15 protein-coding genes are annotated in these 14,912 nt (G+C 41.0%); 4 read left to right on the forward strand and 11 right to left on the reverse strand.

The genetic code is table 11. The features are described 5' to 3' along the window. The 6 genes from J2T58_RS06775 to J2T58_RS06800 all read right to left on the reverse strand — a co-directional run. Positions 1-392, reverse strand: a 392-nt coding sequence (locus J2T58_RS06775; RefSeq protein WP_366518455.1) for an HIT family protein, incomplete at its 3' end; no start/stop codon positions are given. Between the two features lie 90 nt (positions 393-482). Continuing rightward, positions 483-830: a HepT-like ribonuclease domain-containing protein gene (locus J2T58_RS06780; RefSeq protein ID WP_253488357.1), complete on the reverse strand. Its 348-nt coding sequence runs from the start codon at positions 828-830 to the stop codon at positions 483-485. Then, complete coding sequence (locus J2T58_RS06785) at positions 827-1,096, reverse strand: nucleotidyltransferase family protein (RefSeq protein WP_253488358.1); 270 nt, start codon at positions 1,094-1,096, stop codon at positions 827-829. Before J2T58_RS06785 ends, J2T58_RS06780 begins: the two co-directional genes overlap by 4 nt. Positions 1,097-1,213: 117 nt before the next feature. Beyond that, positions 1,214-1,606, reverse strand: a complete 393-nt coding sequence (locus J2T58_RS06790) for an HIT family protein (protein WP_253488359.1) — start codon at positions 1,604-1,606, stop codon at positions 1,214-1,216. After that, positions 1,587-3,047: an AlbA family DNA-binding domain-containing protein gene (locus tag J2T58_RS06795; protein ID WP_253488360.1), complete on the reverse strand. Its 1,461-nt coding sequence runs from the start codon at positions 3,045-3,047 to the stop codon at positions 1,587-1,589. Before J2T58_RS06795 ends, J2T58_RS06790 begins: the two co-directional genes overlap by 20 nt. A 247-nt stretch (positions 3,048-3,294) precedes the next feature. Continuing rightward, complete coding sequence (locus J2T58_RS06800) at positions 3,295-3,684, reverse strand: HIT family protein (RefSeq protein ID WP_253488361.1); 390 nt, start codon at positions 3,682-3,684, stop codon at positions 3,295-3,297. A gap of 183 nt (positions 3,685-3,867) precedes the next feature. Here J2T58_RS06800 and J2T58_RS06805 point away from each other — a divergent pair, with 183 nt between their 5' ends. Genes J2T58_RS06805 through J2T58_RS06820 form a run of 4 tightly spaced genes read left to right on the forward strand, consistent with a single transcriptional unit; the run spans position 3,868 to position 8,631 of the window. After that, entirely contained in the window at positions 3,868-6,000 is a 2,133-nt protein-coding gene (locus tag J2T58_RS06805) for a DEAD/DEAH box helicase family protein (RefSeq protein ID WP_253488362.1), read from the forward strand. A gap of 3 nt (positions 6,001-6,003) precedes the next feature. After that, positions 6,004-6,201 (forward strand): hypothetical protein, encoded by a 198-nt coding sequence (locus tag J2T58_RS06810; protein WP_253488363.1) that lies wholly within the window; start codon positions 6,004-6,006, stop codon positions 6,199-6,201. Beyond that, positions 6,198-8,183, forward strand: a complete 1,986-nt coding sequence (locus tag J2T58_RS06815; protein WP_253488364.1) for an AAA family ATPase — start codon at positions 6,198-6,200, stop codon at positions 8,181-8,183. Before J2T58_RS06810 ends, J2T58_RS06815 begins: the two co-directional genes overlap by 4 nt. Next, complete coding sequence (locus J2T58_RS06820) at positions 8,173-8,631, forward strand: DNA phosphorothioation-associated 4-like protein (RefSeq protein WP_253488365.1); 459 nt, start codon at positions 8,173-8,175, stop codon at positions 8,629-8,631. Before J2T58_RS06815 ends, J2T58_RS06820 begins: the two co-directional genes overlap by 11 nt. A 52-nt stretch (positions 8,632-8,683) precedes the next feature. Here the strand turns inward: J2T58_RS06820 and J2T58_RS06825 are convergent, their stop codons facing one another. From J2T58_RS06825 to dndB, 5 genes are read right to left on the reverse strand one after another with little or no spacing between them, the layout of a single operon-like run. Continuing rightward, positions 8,684-9,847 (reverse strand): cysteine desulfurase family protein, encoded by a 1,164-nt coding sequence (locus tag J2T58_RS06825; protein WP_253488366.1) that lies wholly within the window; start codon positions 9,845-9,847, stop codon positions 8,684-8,686. After that, positions 9,840-10,253, reverse strand: a complete 414-nt coding sequence (dndE, locus tag J2T58_RS06830; protein ID WP_253488367.1) for a DNA sulfur modification protein DndE — start codon at positions 10,251-10,253, stop codon at positions 9,840-9,842. Before dndE ends, J2T58_RS06825 begins: the two co-directional genes overlap by 8 nt. Continuing rightward, entirely contained in the window at positions 10,250-12,358 is a 2,109-nt protein-coding gene (gene dndD / locus J2T58_RS06835) for a DNA sulfur modification protein DndD (protein WP_253488368.1), read from the reverse strand. The genes dndE and dndD overlap by 4 nt, the downstream gene beginning before the upstream one ends. Further along, the gene (gene dndC / locus J2T58_RS06840; protein WP_253488369.1) at positions 12,282-13,745 is read right to left on the reverse strand and encodes a DNA phosphorothioation system sulfurtransferase DndC; all 1,464 of its coding nucleotides are present in this window, start codon (positions 13,743-13,745) and stop codon (positions 12,282-12,284) included. The genes dndD and dndC overlap by 77 nt, the downstream gene beginning before the upstream one ends. Further along, entirely contained in the window at positions 13,742-14,881 is a 1,140-nt protein-coding gene (gene dndB / locus J2T58_RS06845; protein WP_253488370.1) for a DNA sulfur modification protein DndB, read from the reverse strand. Before dndB ends, dndC begins: the two co-directional genes overlap by 4 nt. Positions 14,882-14,912 lie beyond the last annotated feature (31 nt).

Here is a 14,912-nt window from a genome sequence, read left to right on the forward strand (position 1 = left end):
GGATTTTTATTCCGACATAACTGGGGAATTTTATCCCGACGCATTTGGGTATTTTTACGCCGACGGAAATGGGGAAAAGTAAACCGACATTGACACGGAATCACATGCAGATGCAGGTGCATCACGCTCTGGCCGGCCGCAGCCCCGATGTTCACGCCGATATTATAGCCGTCGGGGGCATATCGCTCATCCTGCAGCCGACGGGCATCATGAACAAGAGCCTGGAGGGCGGCCTGTTCGTCTCCGGTCGCCTCGAAGAACGAGGCCACGTGCCGGAAGGGGATGAGGAGGAGATGGCCGGGGCTGACCGGGTAGAGGTCGAACCGGGCGTAGGCGAGGTCGTTTGCGAGGAGGATCTCGGAGGGGGCGGGGTCGCAGAAGGGGCAGGTCATCGTATTGATTTGAAATTATTTTTCTGGAGGTTTTAGGCTCAGAGTTTGTTTTGTATGGTGTTGAGTTGAATGATCGTTACTTCCGCTGTATTATTTGATGCCTAATGAATATCTTTCAAGAATCATTCGTACTGATTCCAGTAACTCAGGCAGTTCATTGTCAATAATGATCCAGATCTCCTCCATATCAACAGACATGTATTTGTGAGTGAGTATGTCACGGAAACCTGCAATATCACGCCATCTTATATGAGGGTATTCAGATTTTAAGGTTGTAGAGACCTTTTTTGCAGCTTCTCCAATAATTTGAAAATTTCGCACTACCGCATCCTGAATGAGGGGTGTTGCCAAAAATACATCCCGGCCTTCGTGGGTGTACGAAACTATTTTCTCAGCAGATTCAAGGATGTGAAGCAGATATAATCGATCATCTTTCATAATGGAACCGCTTCCTGAAGAATCTGATCGCGGATAAACCAGTGAAGTCCCTTTTCGCTCACAACATCCACCTTGCGTCCAAGGAGATCTTCAAGATCATGGATGAGTGCAATATGATCGAGGAGGCTTGTTCCTGGTTTAAATTCAACAAGGATATCGAGGTCACTATCCGGGTTCTCTTCTCCACGGATTACCGATCCGAAGAGCCGAATATTAACCGCTCCACGTGCTGCGGCTAACTGCCTGATCTTCTCTTTCTGCCTCATTACTTCATTATAGAAGCTCATTGCATCGACTCGATCCTAATATTGTCAGGTGGAATGATAATCTTTATTGTCATGAAATCATGAGAGTTTCAATCTGAATCTCCCTCTTCACTCTTCTCAATACCCCCTCCTCCCCGGGATCACCCCTCTCACCCCGCCCTTCGGATCATCCATATCCCCGGCATACCGGGGGATCACATGCAGATGCAGGTGCATCACGCTCTGGCCGGCCGCCGCCCCGACGTTCACCCCGATATTATACCCGTCGGGGGCATACTGCCCATCCAAGAGCCGACGGGCATCATGGACGAGAGAGAGGAGGGCGGCCTGCTCGGTTGCGGTTGCCTCGAAGAACGAGGCCACGTGACGGAAGGGGATTGCGAGGAGGTGGCCGGGGCTGACCGGGTAGAGGTCGAACCGGGCGTAGGCGAGGTCGTTTGCGAGGAGGATGTCGGAGGGGGCGGGGGTGCAGAAGGGGCAGATCCTTCTATCATCGGTTAGATCGACCATGGTTCGTATCTTCCTGTTTTAGGCGGAGAAATGCCCTTCCTTTAGCCGTCAGACTGTATTTCTGTGTAGGGCTTTTGGGTGAATCCGGTTGTGTCATCTCTGCAAATCCAAAACTCATTGCAGGCTTTACGTAATCATACATAAATGTCGGACGATGATTCAGTCCGAGTTTTTCCATCGCCTCCTTCACACTGAGCGGCTCTTCTTCCAGGGACAGAAGTAGTTTTTTTACTTGTTCGGTTACTTGTTCGGTTACTTGTTCGGTTACTTGTTCGATTGTAGTAATGTCAAGATTTTCAGAGAGAAATACAGTGACCCTTACCCGCATCCCTATCTCTATGATCTGAGGTTCAGGTAACCTAAGATCCTCTGCTTCCCGTAAGATCCGGCGAAACCCGCTGCCCCACTGCTCAATTAAGTCAAGCTCCCTGAAGACCCTGGCAATGACACGGTTTCGTATCTTTGAGACGCCCTGTTTTACGTCTTCGATTGTCATTCCCGGGAGGAGAATGCCGGGATTTTCGATTTCAATTCTGTCATGAAAAAAAGAAACCCTGATCGGCGCCCCTTTCTGGGAGTAGTCGGCATGCACGATAGCGTTAATGACAGCCTCACGGAGGATGGTGAGAGGGATACTCCATACATCGCGACGCCTGATCTCCGAGAAATCTGCACCCCTGAATGCATGTTTTTTAAGAAAGAGCATCACACTCTCGACCGCATCCGGGAGGTGTTCATGTATCTCGATATGGTCGAATATGTATGCCTTGTCAACCCCGATGAATCTCCCGCACTGAATCCAGGCATCGGGGAAGTAATACTCTCTTTTCTTCCCAAACAAGAGCATGCCGCCGATTGTCGGGACAAGCTTCCCCTGCACCGGAACCAGAAGCTTCAGCGTGAGGATTTCTTCTTCGCTTACATCCTTACGAACCCTGAATTGTCTTCTGGCAGCTTCAATATCAAGATCATCTGAAGAGAGATCGGGCATTGGCATCTCATCAAAGGAGATACCGGAGACACTTCGCTGAAGTTCAGTGATCAGTTCCTGATCCGCTTTACGGTTGGTTGAGCCGAGCCTGACATACACACCATCAAAAGGACCTTCCCTCTTCACGAAATGTGGCCGCTGACCGCTTGGATAGACGCAGATCGTAAGGAGGGTCTTATCCCCGATAGAGACGAGCTCGACATCTGGAACAAGCCTTGGTGCAATGGAGTCGGCGATCAGACTGCAAAGCCTCTCTTCCTCATCCAGAGGATCAGGTACGCCGATCACCTCGTGGGAGTTATCTTCAACACCAATGAGGATGTGGCCACCGGCAGTATTTGCAAAGGCGACTATCGTCTTGAGGATGTTCTTTGGGGAGGAGAGATCCCGCTTGAATTCAAGGGTTTTGCCTTCTGGTTGTGTAATAAGTTCTGATATTGGGATATACATCAGGCTTCCTCAAGGCATTTATCATAACTGTTGATTATCTCTACAATGTCACGTTATCCAAGCATAATAGCATCTCCTCTCTTAGAGCTATTCTTTGGTGATATTGGCCTGATCAAAATGCACAAAAGTGGCGGTCTAAAAATGCTCACCTGCTAATCTCTCTGTATCTACAGATGGGATAGCAATAGTGCTCACCGAAAGGTGCTGGTTATTTCCTGAATTGGGAAACTAACCTCTCCTCATATTCTCAATACCCCCTCTTCCCCGGAATAACCCCCCGGACCCCGCCCTTCGGCTCCTCCATATCCCCGACATACCGAGGAATCACATGGACATGCAGGTGCATCACGCTCTGGCCGGCCGCCGCCCCGATGTTCACCCCGATATTGTAGCCGTCGGGGGCATACCGCTCATCCAACAGCCGACGGGCAGCGTGGATGAGGGAGTGCAGGGCGGCCTGCTCGTCTCCGGTTGCGTCAAAGAATGAGACCACGTGCCGGAAGGGGATGAGGAGGAGGTGGCCGGGGCTGACCGGGTAGAGGTCATACCGGGCGTAGGCGAGGTCGTTTGCGAGGACGATGTCGGAGGGGACGGGGTCGCAGAAGGGGCAGGTCATAGCATTGATTTGTTTGTCCATGGAATAAACACCTTTACTGAGCATGTTATGTCAGGGTTGTTGGTACGAATAAACTAAATAGACTTTCTACATGCTCTTTGTTTGGACTATCAGGTGCCGCTTGATAGCTGTTTGTAGTTGTAACAATATCTTAATAGATACAATTATTAATCATAAAAAATGATAAAATGTTGTTGATATTATATGTCATTTCGAGATCTAAACTTAAAAAACTCATATACTTCAGAAAAAGATAATATCTTACATGGCTTTTATATTCCCATTTTAAAAGAAGCTATTTATTATAAACGAATAACAGGTTATTTCTCATCAAGCTCATTTCTAATTGCCGCATCGGGCCTTTCACATTTTATTAAAAATGATGGTAAAATGAAATTTATATTAAATATAGTCTTATCTGAGTTGGATTATGCTCAAATTGAAAAAGGAATTCAGACTCCAGAAAAAATTATTGAGGAACGCTTAATTGAAGATCTTGACCTATTTGAAGATAAATGTAAGAATGACTATACTAAAGTATTAGGATGGCTAATTGCCAAGGGATATTTAGAAGTAAAAATTGGTTACATTAAAGAAAAAAATAAAGCATATGAAATTCTTCATCAGAAGGTAGGAATATTGGAGGATAATGAAGGAAATATAATTACTTTTAGTGGCTCAAACAATGAGAGTGCTTATGGTTGGGCATATAATTCAGAAAAATTTAAAGTATTTTTTAATTGGATTGAGAACCAAGAATCCTATATTGTTGAAGATATCCAAGATTTTGAGGATTTATGGAATAATAAATCAAATCGAACTAATGTCATTTCTTTCCCTGAAGCAATAAAACAAAAAGTAATATCTCTTGTAAATAGAGACCCTCTCGACATTGAAGAGATATTATCCAAAATTAATTATGCTCAAAATCCATCATCACTTCTCGTTTGTGAGAAACCAACAAAAATTCATCTTCGTGGCTATCAAAATGAAGCTATTGGTAAATGGTTTGATAATGGATGTCAAGGTATTTTTGAGATGGCGACAGGTACAGGTAAGACTTTTACTGCAATAGGAGCATTAGAAAAACTTCTTGAGAGAGAGAGTAACCTTATAGCAATTATTAGTGCACCATATCTTCATCTTGTTAATCAATGGGAAAAGGCATTATTAGAGATGTCCCTCAAAGTCCCAATTATTCATGTAAGTAGTATCAACCCGAAATGGAAAGAGGAACTTACAGAAAAAATCTTGAATAATCGACTCGGGAGAGATAACCAATTAATTATCTTAATTACTCACGATTCGCTATCTTCTGATTTATTTATTGAAAAAATGAAGGATGTTGGACCTACAACTTCAATTCTTCTTATAGGTGATGAAGTACATGGTCTTGGTTCTATAACAAGATTAGCGGGGCTATTATCGATCTATAATTATCGACTTGGTTTAAGTGCCACACCTAAACGACATTTTGATGAGTTAGGAACTGAGGGTTTACTAGATTATTTTGGGGGAGTTATTTATACCTTTGATCTACATAGAGCAATAAATGAAATTAATCCAGACACAGGAGAGACTTTTCTAGCTCCTTATGAATATCATCCAATAATAGTTGAATTAACAAAAACAGAAATGGATAAATACTCATCATTAAGTGGAAAAATTGCTATTTTATTAAATAAAAAAAATAAGACGACAAAAGACCAATTGGGTCTTGAAAAAAAACTTAGAGAACGACAAGATATATTGAAAAATTCATCAACTAAATATCCGGCATTTGAAATGATTATTGATGAATTAATTCGGAACAATTTCATTAAACATACACTTATCTATTGTTCTCCCCAGCAGATTAATGCGGTTCAAGAATTACTACGAACAGAAGGCGATATTGTTCAGCACCGTTTTACCAGTAAAGAGAATGCAATTCGAAAACAGAAAAGATATGGAGACTTAACTGAAAGAGAGTACCTTCTTAATAATTTTTCACGAGGAAATTATCATGTTTTAGTTGCAATTCGATGTTTAGATGAAGGAGTAGATGTTCCAGCAACTCGCAATGCAATTCTTATGTGCAGTTCGGGCAATCCAAAAGAATATATTCAAAGGCGTGGACGTGTTTTGAGACGTTTTCCAGGAAAGAGTAAAGCAATTATTTATGACATTACAGCCATACCGACCACTCTGGATGGTCATCAACATAAAATTGACAAAAAAAATTTGGAATTACAATTAAATCGACTTGAGGAGTTTTCTCAAGATGCAATTAACCGTGAAGATGTTGAGAGAATCATATTTGATATTCGAAAAAGATATTCAGCTTATGGGGGTTAGATTATGACTGAAGGGCTTGAAATCAATCAAATTATTAAGGATGGTATTAAAGAGGAATCTCCAAATAAATATGTAGAAAAACTAATTCATGCTTCTATTCAGTATGAACTTGATATTTGGAATCGATATCCTCCACAGCGTGAGATAGAAAGTCAATATGATCAAATGGTAGATAGGATTTTGAAGGAGATGAAAGAATGAAGTTTTCTATATCATCTCTTGAACTAACCAATTATCGGCAATACCAAGGAAAGCAGATATTGAAATTTTCTAATGATAAAAATAAGAATGTTTTTGTCATTTTAGGGAAAAATGGAGCTGGAAAATCGAATATTTTAAATGCTCTCACATGGTGTTTTTATGGGCTTGAAGTCCATAAGGATCAAAACAATCATTATTCTGATGGGATGCCAATAATAAATGTACAAGAAATAGAATCTTTAAAACCAAATCAAAGTACTTCTGCTGAAGTCCGTGTGAATATAAAAACAGAAGGTGGTCCATGGACAATAATAAGACGGTTTGATGCTAAAAAAAATGATGTAGGGGATTTACTAATAGGAGGATCAAAATTAACAGTAATATATCCAGTAGGAGGACAGGATAAATATATTGAAGGTGAAGAGACTCAAATACTTATCAATAATCTATTACCGGAAGCTCTTCGCAATTTCTTTTTTATTGATGGTGAACAACTTAGAGAATTTTTCAAATATAAAGGTTCTTCTGAAATAGCCGAAGCTATTGATAAAGTTTCACAAATGGAATTAATAGATAAAGCCGCAAAAAATCTTGAAAAATATAGAAAATCGTTAAGAAGAGATGTTAAAGCAACAACACCCAAACTTCAACAAGTTCAAAATGAAATAATTTCTATTCAAGAGGAAATTGAGTTCCGACAGAATTTTATTAAGAATTATGAAAAAGCAATCGAAAAGGATATTGTAGATTTACATGAGGTTGAGGGTTTTCTTCGGCAGTATAACGAACCAAAGATTGCAGTTCTACAAAGCGAAAGAGACAGTCTAATAAAGGATATTAACTACTTTAAATTACAAATTGCGGAAAAAGAAATTAATCGTAATAATTATCTTGTTGAAATTGCCCCTTCTATATTTCTTAAAGAGGAGATCGAAACCGCATATAAACTAATACAATATAAAGTTGACAAAGGAGAGTTGCCGCCAAAAGTAAAAGAGACATTTGTTCGCGAATTAATAGAGCGTGGAACGTGTATTTGCGGAAATGAACTGACGGATCAAGCCAAAGCTGAGCTTGCGTCATATAGTAAAAAACTAACTCTATCTGAATTAAGCGAAGTCTGTATCTATGGAAAAACTACAATTGAAGAGATTTTATCCGATGTTTCTGAATTTTCCAATGTAATCGACAAATATAATGGTGATATAGAATCTTTAAAAGATTTATATGATGGGAAAAAACGAAGGGAAGAGCAAATTTCGAATATTTTGAGTGAGCATGATATTGATGAAATAAGGAGATATGAAGAAAGAAGAAGGCAGTTAAATGAGGCAATCGATCATAAGAAGAGAGAAATTCTTATCACCAGTAAAGATATTGAAAAAAATAACTATCAATTAAAAATGAAAGAGGGAGAAGAAAGATTAGAACTATCTAAAGATAAAAAAAATATAATTCTAAAAAATAAACTCCAAATCGTTCAAGACGCTCTAGAAACGCTTGCTGAAATTGAGCTAATTGTGAAAACAAAAATTCGAAATTTAGTTGAAACAAGGACTAAAGAGAACTTCAATAAACTTATACGGAAAAAAACAGCATTTAAAAATATAATTATAGATGATGATTTTAATGTAAAGGTAATTCATGCAAATAATTATAATGTAATTAATGATTTGTCTGCAGGGGAATATATGATATTAGGTCTCTCATTCATGAGTGCACTTATGACAATATCGGGTTTCCATGCTCCAGTTATTATTGATACACCTCTCGGGAAAATTGATAAAGAGCATCGTGATTATATCACTACTGAATTACCAAAATTTTTAGAGGGAACTCAATTAATCTTGCTAGTTACTCCAACAGAATATGACGATAAGGTGCAAGAAAATTTAAATACATATTTATTAAAAGATAGTTTCTTTGAGATTTTTGAGAACGATTCAAATACAGTATCTGAGGTGAAGCAACATGACCGTTAAACATTATAACGAACCAAGAGATTTAGCTTATAGTAAGAAAAATGCTCATTTTTTTAAAGTTGATGAGCCAGGATCGTGGACTCATAAAGGTTCAACCACAATTTTTGCAGGAAAAAATCAAAAGGATCTATTTATTTTTGCAATGGCTTTAGGCAAAAATAGACAATCGAAACAAACCGAAGTTAAAGATCGTCAAGCAAATATTCCTGTAGTAGCCCTTAATGAAAGACAGAAATGGACGTTACTTTCAATTGCATTAGCTAATACTGATGACTTGTTATGCCTGAAAGATGAAAATCCACATTACAAAGAAGCTGAAAGCTACGCAGAAGAGGGTATTAATATATTAAAGGCTCATATAGAAAAATATGGTATTAATTACCCGAAATTTCTTGAAGCTGAGTTAAAAGATATACTTAAAAACTCTGATTCGACAGGTGATGTTTGAAATTTTTTTCTTTAATTTTCATTAATTCTACTGATAATTAATTGATGAAATCTTATTCTAAATTTCTTAGTCTTTGCACGAATCCTCTAAACTTGTAAATAACGTGATATATAGCCTCCTCGGTCGTAAACCTCCCCAATCCAAACCGTATAGCAGAGTGAAGATACTCCTCCTCCCTGCCAATTGCCTGTAATACATACGATGCCTCAACCGATGTTGTCGAGCAGGCTGACCCCGTTGAAATTGCCACGTCATCTCTGAGCAAATGAATCAGCGCTTTGCTCTCAATGCCAGGGAAACAGACGTTGAGATTATGAGGGAGCCTCTGTTCCGGATGGCCATTGAGAATAACTCCTCCACACTCATTCTGAAATGCTTCGAGCATCATGGTCGTCCATTTTTTATACCGCTCGGCCTCAGCTTTCATCTCCTTCTGGGCGATCTCAATAGCTTTCCCAAGTCCGACAATGCCGGGAACATTATAGGTCCCGGATCGAATGCCCTTCTCGTGACCGCCACCAAACATCACTGGTGATATGTTCTTTTTTGGATTCAGACCTGTGATGTACAGAGCCCCGATCCCTTTAGGGCCATAGATCTTATGTCCTGATAATGAAAGGAGATCGATCTTCATTGCTTTTACATCAATGGGGATGTGGCCGACCGCCTGGGCAGCATCGGTATGGAACCGGACACCATGCTTTTTGGCAATCTCTCCAATCTCCTGTAATGGTGCTATTGTTCCTATCTCATTATTTGCAGCCATTATCGAGATGAGGATGGTTCGATCCGTAATGGCAGCCTCAATATCTGCGGGATTAACCATCCCATATTGGTCGACCGGAAGATAAGTAACGGACTTTCCCATCTTTTCAAGATGTTTGGCGGTATCGAGGACTGCTTTGTGTTCTGTTACACAGGTGATGATATGGTTGCCTTTTGCGGCTAACTTATCCGTAACCCCAAGAAGTGCAATATTATCAGATTCTGTTGCTCCGCTTGTAAAATAAATTTCATTTGGCTTTGCATTCAGTATCGATGCAACCTGCTTCCTTGCCTTCTCAACGGCTTCATAAGCCCTGGCTCCATACATATGATCGATACTGGATGCATTACCAAAATCATCCTTAAAATAAGGGAGCATTGCTTCAAGCACTCGGGGATCAACCGGGGTTGTTGCATGATGATCCATGTAAACTGGTCTTGTATTATTCATGAGATCTCTCCTCTGACAGCATACCGGACTTAATCCCTTCGGCCTGGTGTTTTAGCAGGATCTGAAAATCTCCAAGACCTTTAATCTGGGGATACATACCAAATACCCCTCTATTTAAATGAGCCCTGAGCTGATGGTAGAGATCCTTCTCTGGATCAAGTCCATCGTGAATACAACGCTCTTTGACAAGTGCAATGAAAAATGTATCCCATTCACCTGTCAGTGTGTAACGGTTCAACTCCTGGCCGCGTTCATCGTAATCATTCGGATTAGGTACTGTTTGATCATTCAATGAATAGCAGATAGCAATCCTTGAAAGAATATTGGGGGTAAGGCCCGTTTTTCCCTTCAACTGACTGAGCCGATAGGTGGCTTTTTCACTAATCCTGATTCGATTGAAGTTCATACTTCCACCTCGGACCAGAAGTACCCAGGAGATATGGATGTCATCCGATCTTTCTTAGAATAATCAAGATGGTATGCACGAGAGATATATGGCTGGAGAGTACGGAAATACTCAAGATCTATCTCTGTATCGGTTGAAAAGATGATCATCTGTTCTCCGGCATGTTGGAAGAAATCCATTACAAGATTCCCCCTGTGCTCACTATCCAGCCGGCCGAGGGGAGTATCAATAATAAATGGGAGCTCCCGGCTTGAGGTGAGTGTCAGGCCCCAGAGTAATGATACTGCAAAGATCTCTTTCTCTCCGGCCGAGAGTAGTTCTTTGGGAATAACCTGACCATCGTGATCATAAAGGGTGATAGTATAATCCCCATCTATCACCAGATTGCGGACATAGTCATCCTTTCTAATTAACCGGTTAAAACACATCAGAATATTATCTGCAAGCTGTTTTACCTTCTGTTCCTGAAGCTCTGTTGCATAATCATCAAGAACACGAATAACCTTATGTGCAAGATCAAGTTTCTTGGAGTCGCTCTTGACACTTTGAATTTCCTCAAGGCTTTTCTCACGTTTTCTGTTCAGTTCATTCAACTGGAAGGTCAGTTCACGCATTGAGGTATCCAGTGTATTCAGCTTCTCTTCGAGTCCACCAAAGGATTTATTTAATTTATTAAGTTCCTGAATATAAGGGGCGATAATTTCATCATCGGGAGCTTTATTAATATTCCCGACTATTTTCTGGCGTTGATGAGTGAGCTTTTCCAACGTTTCGGATAATGTATTCATTTTTTGTGGGACCCGAGATACCGCTTCATCAATCCATTGCAGAAGCTGATGGTATTCTGCCTGAGATACCTGATGGATTAATTTCTTCCCGATATGATCGTCACCTGGCTCTAGCTGGTTTTTTATGAGCGTGACAATTTTCTCTCTGATCTTCTCTATTTGCTCTGATGGTACAGAAATATCAGACCAGAATTCAGATGACTGAATTGCTTTGTCAAAATCACTCATATTTGCCTGAATAAGCTCTTTTAAACGCTTTTGAGTCTGTATTGCATCCTCTTTTGTGATATTATCCTTCAGGATTTTACAATACTGTGGGGTGATTGAGAATGGAAATAGCCCTGCACATAAATCCCGAAGCTCATTTTCAACCTTCTCTATCTCATGTTCCAGCCGTATCTTTTCACCCTTCCACTCCTCACGTTTCCGGGCATATCCTCCCCCTTCACCAGCAAGAATCTGTTCCTGTCGCTCTATCTCAGCCTTGATCTGATCACTCTGGCTTTTAATCTTGGCACGTTCCTGAAAAACATCATCCAACAAATGTTCTTTATCTGAGATCTGCTTCATGATATCTTCAAGATTTTGATCAATCGAAGTTACTTTGGATCCTTTGAGGTGACGACTTGAGAATATCCCAAGATCAGCTCGGAGCCTGTCAACGATGTCAAGACCCAGAAGAGACTTGAAAGAATCTCTAAGATAGATATTCTCTGCATTATCCTCAACCAGGTTCTGAATCTTTTCGCCATCGAAGAGAAATAATCGTGCAAATCGGGGAGGTATTAATTCATTCAACAACTCCTGCCATTGATCTCTCTCCAAATCTGAGAGGACTTCACCATCATGTTGTATCGTCAGCTTCTCTGAAAATTTTGGATCAAAGAACCACTCACGCCGTACCTCATAGACTTTTTTCACCCCGGCATGGGTGAATTCAAAGATAATTTCTATAATTGGTCTGATAGTATTGGAGGTATTTCGGCTGCGAGGAACCATCTGCCGAACATATTTTTCATATTTTGTATTAGACATCTTGTTCCCGGGTGCGTACTGACCATAGAGGCAGAGAAGAATTGAATCAAATAGTGTTGTTTTTCCTGCACCATTTCTGCCGCCAATGAGGATAATAGGTTTTGGGGTGTTTCCATTGGTCTTTGGCCTGAAATCCAGGACATTTCTACCTTGGAAGATCCGAACATTTTCCAGAGTTAATGAATGTAGCAACATAAAAAGACCCTCAAATATACCGAAGATTACGCCTTCTGGTATCAATACCATCTGGCTTGGCAATATGTTCCCGTATTTCTTCCTCACTCAACCAATCTTCGGACAGCACATCCCCAATCCGGTTATACACAGATGAACGACGGGACATCCCCTGCATCTGATGCTCAACATCCAGAAGTTTTGTTACAAGACGAAGTGGAAGATTGTGTTTCTCACATATTTCATTCAGGAGATCCTGTTCAGCCTGAGAGAATGAGCCCAGGTCATCCTTCGTAAAGTTCAGGCTCTCTCCCATAACTTCCTCGTATATTTGTGCTAAGGAATCGTTCCAGTCACTTCGCTGTGCCATCCATATTCGGCGGATTTCCTCGATTTCTTCGGGCTGAATTAATTGAACGTCCGGATATGGTCCCTTTTCCTGAACGTCTTTCTGAATTTCAAGTAATTTTCTGAGGAGATATTTACAATAATCAAATGTATATGGACCTCTGATGATATCCCAGTCATCACCTTTCTTCATGACTTTTACTTTACCATTCATCCGACGATAATCACGGTAGAGATGCTTCTTTTCAGGTATCTGGGTTTCGGCAAGCTCATTGCGTAATTCAAGTAAAGGCTCAAGCCAATCCTCTCCACTCTCAATAAGGGCCTCCATGCTCCGGTCTCGCTGGACAACGGTGCACACCCAGCATCCAAACCGGCTATTCCCACATGATCCCGTCTGGGTATCTACCACAAGCGGACATTCGCCATCCTGAGCATTTTTGTAGAGAGCCAACAGGTCCCGATTATTATTGCCCCAGGGGGAGGGTTTCTGGAGGAGATACGTCCAGACATCATCAACCGAAAAATCCTCAATCGGAGTATATACATAGGACTGAGCAAAACGTGAGTGGTGAGAAAGCTTTGATCCCTCGATCTTGTAGAGGTTCATGACCTGATCACGGGTGTTACTCTCCCCTTTCCTGACACCGAGGATCATGACTACTTCCCCATACTTCGTGACACTCTCAAGAATAAATCGATCAGCAGTCCGAATCTTGAGTCGCTCAGTGCACCAGCGAAACTGTGTACTGGGTGCAGGATACCCTTTGCCAATCAGATTGACCCAGAAAGAGTCGATGATTCGTGGAGTTAACTGAAATGCCTTAAATGGCAATTTCTTTTCTGTCGCTGTTTGATTGATTCTCTCAAGCGTTGTTGTAATATAATCAACGATGACAGGTGTTTCAACGAGGGTATCCGAGGAGATAACAAAAACCGGCTTTTGTCGCTTTGATTCAGGCAATTCGCCAAGTGCATACCAGACGAGTTGCAAAGCGGTTGTTGAGTCTTTTCCACCACTGTATCCGATAACCCACGGCCGGTTATCACTCAGGTATACTTCCTGAATCTCACGGTAATGTTCAGCCAGATTTTTCTTATCAAAAACTGAGACCGTTTTTCCATTCAGGGTCTGCTGGGGGGTCATAATGCCCTTCCTTTCATGACATTCATAAATTTAATCTCATTCTCTTCTTCATCCTGAGAGAGGGGGACATTCATTTTTAGCTTAAGATAATTGCTGGTTAAAGCAAGGTTCATCTGACTTTTGGATATCCTTCCGTTATTCATTGCTCTGCCTTCCCAATCGGGGTTCGAACGTGACCAGTCAATCTGATGGAGTCCGGTTAATTGCTCTCTCCAGTTATTCGGATATTCTGATACGAGTGCATGTCCAAGAATACCAAGTGAATGAAGGGCAATTCCATGTGCATGAACAAAGTCATTTCGAAGTGAACTGGCTGAGACATCCCTTCTGATCAATAGTTGCCAATCTGGGATATTTTCTGCGACAACACTCCAGTATTCAGATGCAAGCTTTTCATCATCTTTTGTGATCTTTTTACTTTTTTCCGTCTTTCCAAGAAGAGCAGCTGTTGCCTGATAAATACTGGAGAGAGTGAACATTTTTCTGGATCTATTCGAGATTGTTGTTTTTTCTAACTCGGTCAGATCTTTGAACAGTGGAATTGAATCTGCTATGACTCTTATCGACTGCGCGAATTCATCTCTTGCATCATAGAGGATTGATATAGATTTTGTGGGTCGGATCGCATGACGATTAAGATCTGAAAACATCTGCTGACTTCGTTGTAATCCTGCATCCACAAAGAAAACAACGGATAATGTTTCATTCCCCAGCTCAGGACGCTCTTTTAACGCCTCTTCAATTGCAGCCCGGCGGTGCTGGCCATCATTAATGAGGACTCTGGCATCCATGGGAAAAACAATTTTACCTACTTTGCTATTTGGATTATCCGGGTCGGCAGGAATGAATTTAACCGGGGCTTCACTGATTGATGCTGCTATTGATGAGAATATATAATCATTTGGATTATTGATGATATAACGCGCAATCTCGGGGATCCTGGCCCTATTTATAACTCGTTGCGAACGAAACTGAACAGGAACTTCTGACTCATTAAACCGGAAGATAGCCGGAATAAGTTTAAGCTGGACCATAGCAGAATAGTATTCTCTTCCGGCTTGAATACCACGGATTGCTGGAAAAGAATATACAGCAGTGTTGAGATCATCAATCTCATCAAAAGCCACAGATTTCATATGCTCATTCTATGTGGAAGTTTGTATTTAT

The organism is Methanocalculus alkaliphilus, assembly GCF_024170505.1.
Taxonomy (GTDB): domain Archaea; phylum Halobacteriota; class Methanomicrobia; order Methanomicrobiales; family Methanocorpusculaceae; genus Methanocalculus; species Methanocalculus alkaliphilus.